This is a genomic window from Granulicella sp. dw_53 (genome assembly GCF_018449545.1).
Classification (GTDB): Bacteria; Acidobacteriota; Terriglobia; order Terriglobales; family Acidobacteriaceae; genus Edaphobacter.
In genome coordinates, this window is the sequence record NZ_JAAVUR010000001.1 from 250,844 (window position 1) to 262,778 (window position 11,935).

At 62.4% G+C, this 11,935-nt stretch carries 9 protein-coding genes; 1 reads left to right on the top strand and 8 read right to left on the bottom strand.

From position 1 onward, the window contains the following. Positions 1 to 68 precede the first annotated feature (68 nt). The 7 genes from HB393_RS01110 to ileS all read right to left on the bottom strand — a co-directional run bounded on the left by HB393_RS01110 (position 69) and on the right by ileS (position 9,809). Positions 69 to 755 (bottom strand): M48 family peptidase, encoded by a 687-nt coding sequence (locus tag HB393_RS01110; RefSeq protein ID WP_213803302.1) that lies wholly within the window; start codon positions 753 to 755, stop codon positions 69 to 71. A 108-nt stretch (positions 756 to 863) separates the two neighbouring features. Then, a complete protein-coding gene (locus HB393_RS01115; RefSeq protein ID WP_255550701.1) occupies positions 864 to 1,385 on the bottom strand; it encodes a hypothetical protein in 522 nt (173 codons plus the stop codon). 70 nt (positions 1,386 to 1,455) lie between these two features. Further along, on the bottom strand, positions 1,456 to 1,926 hold the full coding sequence (locus HB393_RS01120) for a hypothetical protein (protein ID WP_213803304.1): 471 nt from the start codon (positions 1,924 to 1,926) through the stop codon (positions 1,456 to 1,458). Positions 1,927 to 1,950: 24 nt separating this feature from the next. Further along, positions 1,951 to 3,315, bottom strand: coding sequence for a tetratricopeptide repeat protein (locus HB393_RS01125; RefSeq protein ID WP_213803305.1), 1,365 nt, complete (start codon positions 3,313 to 3,315; stop codon positions 1,951 to 1,953). Beyond that, positions 3,312 to 6,341 (bottom strand): excinuclease ABC subunit UvrA, encoded by a 3,030-nt coding sequence (gene uvrA, locus HB393_RS01130; RefSeq protein WP_213803306.1) that lies wholly within the window; start codon positions 6,339 to 6,341, stop codon positions 3,312 to 3,314. Before uvrA ends, HB393_RS01125 begins: the two co-directional genes overlap by 4 nt. Positions 6,342 to 6,375: 34 nt before the next feature. Beyond that, entirely contained in the window at positions 6,376 to 6,906 is a 531-nt protein-coding gene (gene lspA / locus HB393_RS01135) for a signal peptidase II (protein ID WP_213803307.1), read from the bottom strand. Beyond that, the gene (gene ileS / locus HB393_RS01140; protein WP_213803308.1) at positions 6,906 to 9,809 is read right to left on the bottom strand and encodes an isoleucine--tRNA ligase; all 2,904 of its coding nucleotides are present in this window, start codon (positions 9,807 to 9,809) and stop codon (positions 6,906 to 6,908) included. Before ileS ends, lspA begins: the two co-directional genes overlap by 1 nt. A 324-nt stretch (positions 9,810 to 10,133) precedes the next feature. On the opposite strand from ileS, the gene HB393_RS01145 reads away from it, so the two are divergent. After that, on the top strand, positions 10,134 to 11,099 hold the full coding sequence (locus HB393_RS01145) for an energy transducer TonB (protein ID WP_213803309.1): 966 nt from the start codon (positions 10,134 to 10,136) through the stop codon (positions 11,097 to 11,099). Positions 11,100 to 11,251: 152 nt separating this feature from the next. On the opposite strand, the gene HB393_RS01150 is transcribed toward HB393_RS01145, so the two are convergent. Beyond that, positions 11,252 to 11,869, bottom strand: a complete 618-nt coding sequence (locus HB393_RS01150) for a class IV adenylate cyclase (RefSeq protein ID WP_213803310.1) — start codon at positions 11,867 to 11,869, stop codon at positions 11,252 to 11,254. Between the last annotated feature and the right edge of the window lie 66 nt (positions 11,870 to 11,935).

Here is an 11,935-nt window from a genome sequence, read left to right on the forward strand (position 1 = left end):
GAGGATACTAGCATGAATCGGGTGAAGAATCGCTCGTTGTTCTATGAAACAAAGACGGTTGCGGTTGTCTAAATGAGCTTGAGGTAGGCTTTGGCTTCTTCGAGTTCAGGGAAGAGACGTTCTTCAGCCTGGAATTCGCGGGAGTGGACGCAACGGCGTCCGGCCTTGACCCGAACGGGATGCTTGAGGTGGAGCATCTCGTGGTAGAGCAGGTACTCGATCGCACAGCGGGGGGTATCGGGCCGGTCGAAGACGCGGCTGACGACGATGGTGTTGTGAGCCGCGTCGTAGTGGCCGAGCATGCGTCGGGCGGCGTGGGCGCTCCAGGTGAGCGTCGGCCTGCCGAGCAGACCGTGGAAGAATCGCGTGTTGAGAGACTCGAAGACCTCATCGAGGTCGTAGTGGTGGCCCAGTGTGGTGGAGATGCGCTTGCGGCCGCGGGTCTGGCGGACGTGCTCGGCCTGCCTGGAGACGGCCTCGGAGCGGACATGGCGGCGGTAGCGGTCGGCGTGGGCCGGGGCGATGGGCTTCTTGTAGAGCTTGGCCAGCAGAATATGCGCGATAGCGTGGTGGACGGACTCGGGCGCGTTCTCGAGGATGTCGGAGAGGCGGACGTGGAGGCGGCCTTCACGGAGGCGGATGGTGGTGTTGAGCGAGGTGAAGCGGCGGAAGCGGATGTCGATGGGCGGCATCGGCGCTCGCGGGCGAATCTCGCGGTACTGCTCTTCGAAGACGGGGATGAGAGCCGATGACACGATAACTGAAAGGTTAACATGCCGGGGTGTGGATGGTGGAGGAAGTGTACTTTCGCTGGTGCGGGCTGAGAGCTTTTGTACGGAGTTCGAGCCCACAGTTCCGGACCACTAACGTGGCAGTGTTGTCGGCTCGTTCTTGTTCTCTTTGGCGGGCGGGTGCGCGAGGAACCAGGCGCGTTGATCTTCGACGAGGTGAGCAGCGGTTTCGCGGATGTCGCGGATGGATTCGAGGGCTAGTTTGCGGGAGACGTTGTAGGCTTCGTCGTCGGGTGGGGACTTGAGGGCGGAGGACCAGCGCTCGGTCGCTTCCAGGAGCTTGGGCAGGGCCTTGCGGATGTCGCGGTGGCGGGGGCCGTAGTCGTCGAGGTTATCGTCGAGTTCGTCCGCTACTGCGGTGAACTGCTCGAAGAGATCGTGGGCGTCTTGGGAGCGGCCGGGACGGCGAGGCTTGGCGAAGAGATCCTGGATGGACTTGGTGCGGGCGTCGAGAAACTTGACGAAGACCAGGACGCGGTCGGAGGGGACGTAGGCGGCGTCGCGGAGCTGCTCGATCTCTGCGTCGGAGAGCGCGGCCTCGCCTCGCTGGGCGTGGAGGGATGTCTTCAGAGCAAAAAGGAGCGCAATCGACAACAGGATTCGAACGGCGCGAGTGCGTTGGGAGCGCGGAGGCATTGTGCTGTTTTAGACTGCCATGAAAGAGCTAACGTGCGAAGACCTGACTGAGGATCTCGTCCTGAACCTGATCGAGTTCTTTAAGAGTGGCTTGAAGGACGACACGGTCGTCGCCTGAGGCGGCGTGCATGTAGTCGACCAAGCGGCGGGTGGTGTGATGCATGATAAGTTCGGCGTTCTTCAGACGCTTGTTATCCCGAGCCAGACCAAGGTGGATGAGGCGGGCGTAGTGTTCGACGCGCTTCAAAGTGGCGCTGGCGGGACCGATATCGCCATCCATCATCTGCTTCCCGGCGAGCTCGGTCATGGAGTGGACGAGTTCGGTATAGAGGAAGCACTGCTCTCTGGGGCTGGCCTGGAGGGCGCGCTGTTCAAGCTGGTTGATGGTTTGGGGAGTGGGGACGGCGTCGTCTAGCCCAGCTGCATGGCCGGTGGGGCACAGGCAAAGTACCAGGGGAAGGGGGAGGAGGAAGGTAGCAGGACGAAATCTGAATTTCATAACGCACCTCTTGGGAGCGCTTACCTACTTCTGATGATTGAGGGTGATCAGGCGGTGGCGCGCCTCCCACTCCTCATCTGGAAATTTTCCATTCGCCACGGAGAGAAACTGGTTGTAGAGTTCCGATGCTTTTTTCACCTCGTGCAGTTTGTCGCGGGCCGTCGCTTCGAGGAAGAGAGCGGAGGGTGACTGTGGCAGCACTGTAGCACGCAGCGACAACGCTTGCAACGTGACCTGGGGATCGTTGTTCTCCGAGGCGGCGAAGGCGAGGTGGCTGGCAGCTATGCCGAGGTCCTCTTTGGAGGGAAAGCCGGTGGAGTTGGCGACGGCGCGTTTGAGGAGAGCTTCCGCCTCGGCGGCACGGTGAAGATGGATGAGCGCGTCGGCGCGGTCGTCCAGAAGAGTGGGGTCGGGTTGGGCTCCGGGCGGAGTGGCAGCGATGAGGGTGGCGAAGAGAGGATCGGCCTTGTCGTATTGAGCGCTACGGCTGTAAAGACGAGCAAGGATGCGGGTTACTGCGGGATCATTCGGGTGACTCGCGTGGAGTTTCTCCACCAGCGGGAGAGCTTGAGAGGACTTGGCGGGATCGTCGCTGGCCATGTAGACCGTGGCCAACTGGGCGTTGAGGGTGGTGTCCTCGGGAGCTATTGCGAGGGCGGCGGTGAGGAGGGATTCGGCCTCCGCGGGCTTGTTCTGGCGGAGGAGCAGGTGGGTGAGGGCGGCGGTGGCAGCGGGGTCGTTGGGAGAGGCGGCGAGGAGACGGCGGTAGGCGGCCTCCGCGGCAGGGAGATCGCCGGAGGCCTCGGCGAGTTCGGCGGTGAAGGAGATGTCTTCGGGGGTCTCGGGTGAGATTTTGAGGGCGGCGAGGAGATCGGCGCTGGCGGCTGCGGGCTGGGAGGCAGACTGATCGAGCCGGGCGAGGGCGCGGTAGGCGCGGGCTTTGAGAGCCGGGGCGGGCGCGTCCAGGGTGACGGCTGTGGCTAACTCTGTATGGGCTGCACTGGATTCCCCCTGGCGGGCGAGTAGCAGGCCGAGGGCGAGGTGGGGCTCGAAGAGTTTGGGATCGGCGGCGATGGCCCGGCGGTAGGTCTCGGCGGCGGCAGGCTGGTCGAGGGCGTCCTGGGTGGAGGCCAGGTCGTAGAGGAGGTGGGCGTCGGTTGGGTTCTTCTCCACGAGGCTAGTGAGGAGCTTTTGGGCGGCGGGGTAGTCGCGTTTTTCGAGCGCCTCGTTGGCTTGGGCGCGGAGGGGATCTTGTTGGGTTTGGGTGGGGGAGGAGGCGTCGGTGGTTCCGGCGGGGAGCTGGGCGTTAGCTGCCAGAGGGAGAACGAGCGACAGCAGGAGCCAACTTGGGCTGAAGGCTAGTTTCGAGAGTGTTCGAAGGATCGTCATACTGTGGCCTGAAGCGATGGGTCTTCCTCTTTGACGGTGCTGCGGAGTTTAAGCACGGGAGCGAGCCAGTGTCCGGTATGGCTGGCGGGGTTGGCGGCGACCTCTTCGGGGGTGCCGACGGCTACGACCTGGCCTCCGCCACTGCCGCCCTCGGGTCCCATATCGATGACCCAGTCGGCGGATTTGATGACGTCGAGGTTGTGCTCGATGACTAGCAAGGAACCGCCGCCCTCGATGAGCTTGCGGAAGGCGGCGAGGAGCTTGGCCACGTCGTCGAAGTGGAGACCGGTGGTCGGCTCGTCGAGGATATACAGCGTGCGGCTGCGGGCTTTGGCGGCTGCTTCGTTGGTGGTGCGGGTGGAGATGGAGCGGGCGGTGGCGAGGTGGCTGGCGAGTTTGACGCGCTGAGCTTCGCCGCCGGAGAGGGTCGTCGCGGACTGGCCGAGGCGGACGTATCCGAGACCGACCTCGTCGAGGACGTACAGCTTGTCGACGATCTTGGGGTGTCCGGCGAAGTAGGTGAGGGCCTCTTTGACGGTCATGTCCAGGACGTCGTGGATGTTCTTATTGCGATACTTGATATCGAGGATGGCGGATTTGTAACGCGCACCGTTGCACTCTTCGCAGGGGAGTTCGATGTCGGCGAGGAACTGCATCTCCACGGTGACGGTGCCGTCGCCCTCGCAGACGTCGCAGCGCCCACCCGGGACGTTGAAGGAGAAGTGGCCGGGACCGAAGCCGCGCCGCTTGGCATCAGGCTGGGCGGCGAAGAGGGCGCGGATGTCGTCGAAGGCCTTGATGTAGGTGACGGGGTTGGAGCGGGGAGTACGGCCGATGGGGGACTGATCGACCAGGACGACGTCGTTGAGGTGCTGTGTGCCGGAGAGCTCGCGGTAGAGATGCGCGGGTGCGCCCTCGGCCTGGCTACCCTGGCCGGGTTCGCGGTTGAGAGCCTGCATGAGCGCGCGGTAGAGCACTTGATGCACGATGGTGGATTTTCCCGAGCCGCTGACGCCGGTGACGCAGCAGAGCAGGTTCAGGGGGATGTCGAGATCGACGCCGCGGAGGTTGTGGATGCGGGCTCCGGTGAGCTTCAGGTGCTCGCGGCCCGGTTCGCGGCGGACACGGGGAATCGGGATGGAGAGGCGGCCAGAGAGGTACTTGCCGGTAATGGAGTTGGGATCGGCGGTGACTTCGGCTACTGTTCCAGCGGCGAGGAGCTGCCCGCCGAGTTCGCCGGCGCCAGGGCCGAGGTCGAGGAGGTAGTCGGCGGCGCGGATCACGTCGGGGTCGTGCTCGACGACGAGGATGGTGTTGCCCAGGTCGCGAAGGTCCTTCATGATGCGGATGAGCTTGGCGGTGTCGCGGGTGTGGAGGCCGATGCTCGGCTCGTCGAGCACGTAGAGTGCTCCTACGAGGCGAGAGCCCAGCGACGTAGCGAGCTGGATGCGCTGCGACTCTCCACCGGAGAGGGTGGAGGAGAGACGGTCCAGTGTGAGGTAGTCGAGGCCGACCTGATGGAGGAAGTGGACCCGTTGGCGAACCTCTTCGAGGACCTTGCCCGCGATCTCCATCTGTGACGGTGAGAGTTGCAAATTGTCGAAGAAGTTCTGCGCCGCGGTGATGGTGAGCGCGGAGGTCTCGCAGATGTTCTGAGCGGGACCAGTGCCGGACTGGATGAGGACGGCCCGGGCCTCGGCGCGAAGACGCTGACCGCGGCAGTCGGGGCAGGTGGCGTAGCCGCGGTACTTGGAGAGGAAGACACGCACATGCAGCTTGTACTTCTTGCGGTCGAGCGCGCTGAAGAAGCCGCGAATGCCGGGGAAGGAGCCGCGGCCGTCTTCGATGAACCGCTGCTGATCCGGAGTAAGGTCGAACCACGGAACGTTGGTGGGAATCTTGGCTTCCTTGGCAGCACGCAGCATCTCGCCGTGGTGCGGACGGTACTTCGTCGTGTTCCAGGGAGCGATAGCGCCTTCGGAGAGCGTCTTGGAGCGATCCGGAATGATGAGGTTGGGATCGAAGTCGATGGTGTTGCCGAAGCCCTGGCATCGCGGGCATGCGCCGAAGGGGTTGTTGAAGGAGAAGAGGCGCGGCTCCGGCTCGCGATAGGCGCGGTGGCAGGTCGTGCACTCAAACGCAGCGGAGAAGCGGAGCTGCTGCGGCTCGCCTTCGTCATCGCGTGGGACGGTATGGAAGCGGACCTCTCCGGACTCACGGTAGCTGGTCTCGATAGCATCTACGATTCGGCTGCGCACCTCGGGCGAGAGAGCGAGGCGGTCGACCAGGATGAAGATCGGTTGAGCGAAGTCCAGTTCTAGCAGGGACTCGGGAGTAGAGAACTCCACGATCTTGCCGTTCTGGAAGAGGCGGTTGTAGCCACGGCGGCGAAGCTCGGTAAGGCGGTCGCGCAGCGAGTCGGTGACGGAGGCGAGGCCGATCACGGAAGAGGCGGCCTTCACGGACTTCTTCGAAGCAGACTTTTTGGCAGGCTTGGGCGGAGCCGCTTCGGTCTCGGTGTTCGCCTGCTGCAACGGCTCCAGCTTGATCTCGGCGCGAACGATAGGGAAGAGCGCGTAGGTGCGGGTGCCTTCGGGCAGGGCCAGGAGGGCCGCGACGATCTCGTCGACGGTATCGTGCTTGACGATGCCTCCGCAGTGCAGACAAGTAACGGTGCCGCAGCGGGCGTAGAGGAGCCGGAGATAGTCGTAGATCTCCGTGGCGGTCGCGACGGTAGAGCGGGGATTGCGAGTCTGGTTCTTCTGCTTGATTGCGATGGCCGGAGCGAGGCCGTCCATGTGATCGACGTCGGGCTTTTCGATGCGCTCCAGAAACTGACGGGCGTAGGCCGAGAGGGATTCGACGTAGCGGCGCTGGCCCTCCGCGTAGACGGTGTCGAAGGCGAGCGAGGATTTGCCGGAGCCGCTGACGCCGGAGACGACGGTGAGGGCGTTGTGCGGGATGTCGATGTCGATACCCTTGAGGTTGTGAGTACGTGCGCCGCGAATTGTGATCTGGTCATTCATAAAAAGACAGGGATTAGGGACTAAAGATGAGGGGTTAGCTTGCGCTTGGTTGAGGCCGGAAGATCTCGATCAGCAGGAGACAGGCTCCTATGACGATGCAACTGTCGGCGATGTTGAAGTCGGGCCAGTGGTAGTGGATGATCTTGACTTCGAGGAAGTCGATGACGAAGTGGTAGCGGACGCGGTCGTAGAGGTTGCCGAGCGCTCCGCCGAGGATTAGAGCGAGTGCGACTGAGGTAAAGTTGATGGCATCGCCGGCGCGCCAGAGCATCACGAAGACGACGATAGCGGCGAAGATCGAGAAGAGGATGAGCCCATCACGCACGACCTCGGGCGAGGTGGACTCCGAGAACATGCTGAAGGCCGCGCCTGTATTAAGAACGTGCGAGATGCGGAAGATGTTCGGGATCACGGTGATCGCAGAGCCTGGCCTGAGGTTCCGGTCGACCAGGAACTTGGAGAAGCGGTCGATGAGAACGACGACCAGGCTAAGAGCGAGCAGAGGAGCGCGGCTCCCCCAACGGAAGACACTGGTCTTGGTGTTGAGTGCTGTGGTCGACGTCATCAGGCGGTCGCCTCCGAATCTACGGGCTTGGTGTACGGGGGGAAGCTGATCGCTTCGAGCGCCTCAGCGCAGCGCAGGCAGACGGTGGGGTACTTGGTCTCGTCGCCTACGTCGAGGGTGTAGCGCCAGCAACGCTCGCACTTCGTGCCATCGGCGGCCTTAGCCTGGACGTAGAATGCCCCTTTTTCTGGAGTGCCCTCGACGACCGTCGCGTGTTGAATCGAGACTTGCGAAGCCCCGAAGATCTCCGGAAGCACCTCTTGATAGCGTTCAAAGAGCTGCTTGCTGGATTGCTCGGGGATCAAACCTTCGATCCAACCAAGCACAATCTGCGCCTCGGAAGATTTACCGATCGTCTTTGCCGCCCGTTCCTCTTCGAGCACCTTCAGCACCTCGTCGCGCACGGTAAGAAGCCTATCCCAATCCGCTTCGATCGCGGTCACGTTGCCGGGGACGATGTCGGCGAGGTTGGGGAAGAGGGCGAGGTGGACGCTGGCCTCACGTCCTTCCACAGAGGGAAGCAGCGCCCAAACTTCATCCGCCGTGAAGCTGAGGATGGGAGCGATGAGGCGGGTAAGAGCCTCGGCGATCTGCCACAGAGCAGTCTGGGCAGACCGGCGGCCCTTGCTGTTAGGAGCGAAGGTGTAGAGACGATCCTTGAGGACGTCGAGGTAGAGCGCGCTGAGATCCGTATTCACGAACTCGTTGAGTGCGTGGTAGGCGCGGTGGAACTCGAAGGTATCGTAGGCGGCGCGGATCTTCGCGATGAGTTCCGCGAGGCGGGCGAGGATGTACTGATCGAGCGGCTCCATCTCTCCGAAGGCGACCTTATTGGCTGCGGGGGAGAAGTCATGCAGGTTGCCGAGCAGAAAGCGGAGCGTGTTGCGCAGCTTGCGATAGTTGTCGCTGACGCGCTGCATAAGGTTCTCGCTGGCGGCGACGTCCTCGCGGAAGTCGACGCTGGCGACCCAGAGGCGAATGATCTCGCCACCCAGACGCTTGGCGATATCGACAGGATCGACGCCGTTCCCGAGCGACTTCGAGAAGGCGCGGCCCTGCTCGTCGAGGGTCCAGCCGGAGGTCGCGACCATCTTGTACGGTGCATGCCCGCGCACGGCGACCGAGGTAAGCAGCGAGGAGTGGAACCAGCCGCGATGCTGATCTCCGCCTTCGGTGTAGAGGTCGGCTGGAGCGTGCAGCTCAGGCTCGATATCCAGGACGGCGTGCCAGCTCGATCCGGACTCGAACCAGACGTCGAGGATGTCCATCTCTTTGCGGAACTCCGTGCCGCCGCACGAGCAGGCCGTTCCCGCGGGAAGCAGGCTCGCAGCGTCGCGGATATACCATGCGTCGGCGCTCTCCTTATGGAAGAGGTCGACGATGGACTTATTGATCGCCGGATCGTTCAGCGGAGTGTGGCACTTCTCGCAGAGGAAGACCGCGATCGGCACACCCCAGATGCGCTGGCGGGAGATGCACCAGTCCGGCCGGGTGGCGATCATGTTGGAGATGCGCTCTTCGCCCCACGCCGGATCCCATGTGACGTTGGCGATCTCGTCGAGCGCGCGCTGACGGTAGGTGGTCTCCGTGCCGTCGGGCGCGAGCATCGGCTTATCCATCTCGATGAACCACTGCTCGGTGGCCCGGACGATTACGGGATTATGGCAGCGCCAGCAGTGAGGGTAGGAGTGCTCGATGGCGGTGGCGCTGAGGAGCGCACCGTGCTCGCGCAGGATCTCGATGATGACGGGGTTGGATTTGAAGACGGTCAGGTCTTCGTAGGGCATCCCGTTGGTGTTGCGCTGGCGTCCGGCGTTATCCACGTACTGCAGATCGGGCAGGTTGTAGCGTGCCCCGGTGGCGAAGTCGTCGACGCCGTGGGCGGGCGAGGTGTGGACTGCGCCGGTGCCCTGGTCGGCGGTGACGTAGGAGGCGAGGACGCCGAGGATGCTGCGCTCTAGAAAGGGGTGCTGGAAGGTGACGCGGTCGAGCATCTCGCCCTTGAAGCGGGCGACCTCGGTGGCGTCCAGCAGATCACAGGCCTCTTTGACGGAGGCCGCGAGCAAGTCGGCGACGATGTAGACGTTGCCGTCGGTGTTCTTGAGGGCGACGTACTCCATCTCCGGATTGAAGGCGACAGCCTGCGAGGCGGGGATCGTCCAGGGAGTCGTCGTCCAGATGATGGTGTAGACGGACTGGCCCGCGAGCGCCGGGTCGATCGCGTCGGGATCGCTGGTGAGCTTATAGCGGATGTAGACGCTGGGGCTGGTGTGCTGCTCGTACTCGACCTCGGCTTCAGCGAGCGCGGTACGGTCGTGGATGCACCAGTAGACGGGCTTGAGGCCTTTGTAGACGAAGCCCTTCTCGAAGAAGTCGTAGAAGGTCTCCACGATGCTGGCCTCGTAGGCGAAGGACATGGTGAGGTAGGGGTCGTTCCAGCGGCCAAAGACCCCGATGCGCTCGAACTGGGATCGCTGGAGGTCGACGTACTTCTGGGCGTACTCGCGACAGGCGCGGCGGACGGCGACCGGATCCATCTCCAGCTTCTTGCGGCCGAGCTGTTCGTCGACTTTGATCTCGATGGGGAGACCGTGGCAGTCCCAGCCCGGGACAAAGGGGGCGTCGAAGCCGGCCATGGTCTTGGTCTTGACCACGAAGTCTTTAATGCACTTGTTCAGGGCGTGGCCCAGGTGAATGGCTCCGTTGGCGTAGGGCGGCCCGTCGTGGAGGATGTACTTCGGGGATCCGGCGCGGGCGGCGCGAATCTGGGCGTAGAGGTCCTGTTCCTGCCAGGCGGCGAGGCGGGCGGGCTCGTTCTGGGGCAGATTGGCCTTCATGGCGAAGGAGGTCTGCGGGAGGTTCAGGGTAGACTTGAGTGCCTTTGGTTCCGGTGCTTCCGACATTCGTTCCTCGTAGATACTGGTAGGCCTGGACGGAGATGCTTACAGGCCGGGTTGAGCTTAATGCCAAACCTCTATTGTAGCCGCCCGAATGGGCAATAAAATGTGCACGGGGGATACTTCCGGCGGAGCAACTGCGTCAAACGCAAATGAGCACACGCTCGTGAAACTTTGTAGAATGTATTGGGAGCCAGATGCAGTGCGCCGCAACAGAAATAAAACCGGCGAAAGACCGGAGACGTACGTAATCTTTAGAGCGGCCACACACAAACGAGATGGGGCTGGCAGAGGGGCAACCTGAACCTTTACCGCCGAGGCAGACTGCATATGGCGAACACGTTGTTGACACCACCGGAGACAGACCCCAGCCGCGGAACACCGCAACTCCACGGTGGAGATGCGCCAAGTTTAGGTGAAATCAAAGAAGAGGGAGTCTTTGGCTCTCTCTGGAGCAGTGTGCGGGATGTCTTCTTCCCGGTAAAGCTTCCTCCGCTGGTCTTGGAGTCGAAGCCCATCGCCGTCGTGGACCGCATGGCGGTCAAGCGCGATCCGAAGTCGACCGCGGTAGCCGTGGTGGTGCATGCGCTGGTCATCGGTTTAATTGCCTGGATGCTGGCAAAGCATGTCTCAATGGGGACGAAGGCCGTAACGACTTTGGTTCCAGTGGAGCTGTTGACCCCGCCGCCCGCACCGCCCAAGGCGCAGTCCATGGGTGGAGGCGGTGGCCAGAGAGGTCCGACTCCGGTAACCAAGGGTACCCCGCCGAAGTTCAGCGAACAGCAGATCGTTCCGCCCAAGGCCCCTCCGCTCGAGGAGCCGAAGATCAAGATCGCTCCGACCATCGAGGTTCAGAAGGACGTCAAGATGGCCAGCAGTCTGCCGCAGATCGGCGTGGCAAACTCTCCTATCGTAGGAATGTCGATGGGGAACGGAAGTGGAACCGGGTTGGGTTCGGGCAATGGCTCGGGGCTTGGGCCGGGTTCGGGCGGCAATACCGGCGGTGGACCGCGGCGTATCGGCGGCGGCGTATCGGCTCCCCAGGTGATCCACGAAGTCGAGCCTGAGTTCTCCGAAGAGGCTCGTAAAGCGAAGGTCGCCGGCAATGTACTGGTGAATCTCTGGGTCGACACCAACGGCAATCCGAGCCACGTCCGTGTGATCCGAGGTGTAGGGATGGGGCTGGACGAAAAGGCCATCGAGGCGGTTCGACAGTACAAGTTCCGGCCAGCGATGGAGAACGGCAAGCCAGTTCTGGTCGAATTGAATATCGAAGTCAACTTCCAGATCTTCTAACTGGCAAACTGACGACGGAGTTTCGATATCGGTTCCCATTACGTTAGCAACTGAAACGGTTAGCTTAACACAGCTCTTCAATTGATTGTGATATCTAAAGTTATGGCGTGTCTCTCTACAGGAGGCACGCCATAACTGTCTTGATGGAGCTCCTAAAAAGAAGCGAGAGCAGGCGCACCGACCTCTGCAAACGTCAGGTTCTCGGCAGGACTGCCGGTACGTTTCTTCCAATCGAGGAAGAGCTTGCCGTAGCTATCAGTAAGGCAGGTCGAGGGATCGATGCCAAGGTCCTCAAGGGTGCGGTCGATCCACGCCGTAGGACCTTCGAGTTCAGCCCAGGTCCCGATAGGGGTCTCGTCCAGAACCAGATGAGCCATGGTGGGATTGTCGGGATCGATCGGGTGGGACCACTCAGAGCGGTACTTCTCATAGATGAAGGCGGGCGCGTAGCCAAGTTGCTGAAAGATCTCGGCGAGCGCGGCGGCTTCGCCCACGACCGTCTCGGTCTCGATGCGGACCTTGTAGCGGGTCGTATCGACAGGATCTTCCGGCCCCGGACGGCGCTTATGCGTGACCGTACAGACCGCCCCATACTGCCGGATGCGGAGGATATGCTTCCGCGCGAGCAGATCGCGGGCAGCGGTGTCGTAGAGGGTGTTGTGCTCGAAGGTGCGTGGGGTATCGAGGTGAAAGCCGAGACTGGGGAGTCGAGACTGGAAGGCTGCCGGATCGGAGACGGGAAACTTTAGTTCGATCTCTGCGCTCTGCATGGGTGGAGTATACGGCGGTGTCGCGGTGTAAAACTGGACTATTCGAAGGAATCGCCCGAATTTGCG

What these genes read in the sequence shown, in the direction of transcription:
- HB393_RS01120 (WP_213803304.1), bottom strand. Translation starts at nt 1,926, where the DNA reads ATGAAATTCAGATTTCGTCCTGCTACCTTCCTCCTCCCCCTTCCCCTG.
- HB393_RS01125 (WP_213803305.1), bottom strand. Translation starts at nt 3,315, where the DNA reads ATGACGATCCTTCGAACACTCTCGAAACTAGCCTTCAGCCCAAGTTGG.
- uvrA (WP_213803306.1), bottom strand. Translation starts at nt 6,341, where the DNA reads ATGAATGACCAGATCACAATTCGCGGCGCACGTACTCACAACCTCAAG.
- lspA (WP_213803307.1), bottom strand. Translation starts at nt 6,906, where the DNA reads ATGACGTCGACCACAGCACTCAACACCAAGACCAGTGTCTTCCGTTGG.
- ileS (WP_213803308.1), bottom strand. Translation starts at nt 9,809, where the DNA reads ATGTCGGAAGCACCGGAACCAAAGGCACTCAAGTCTACCCTGAACCTC.
- HB393_RS01145 (WP_213803309.1), top strand. Translation starts at nt 10,134, where the DNA reads ATGGCGAACACGTTGTTGACACCACCGGAGACAGACCCCAGCCGCGGA.
- HB393_RS01150 (WP_213803310.1), bottom strand. Translation starts at nt 11,869, where the DNA reads ATGCAGAGCGCAGAGATCGAACTAAAGTTTCCCGTCTCCGATCCGGCA.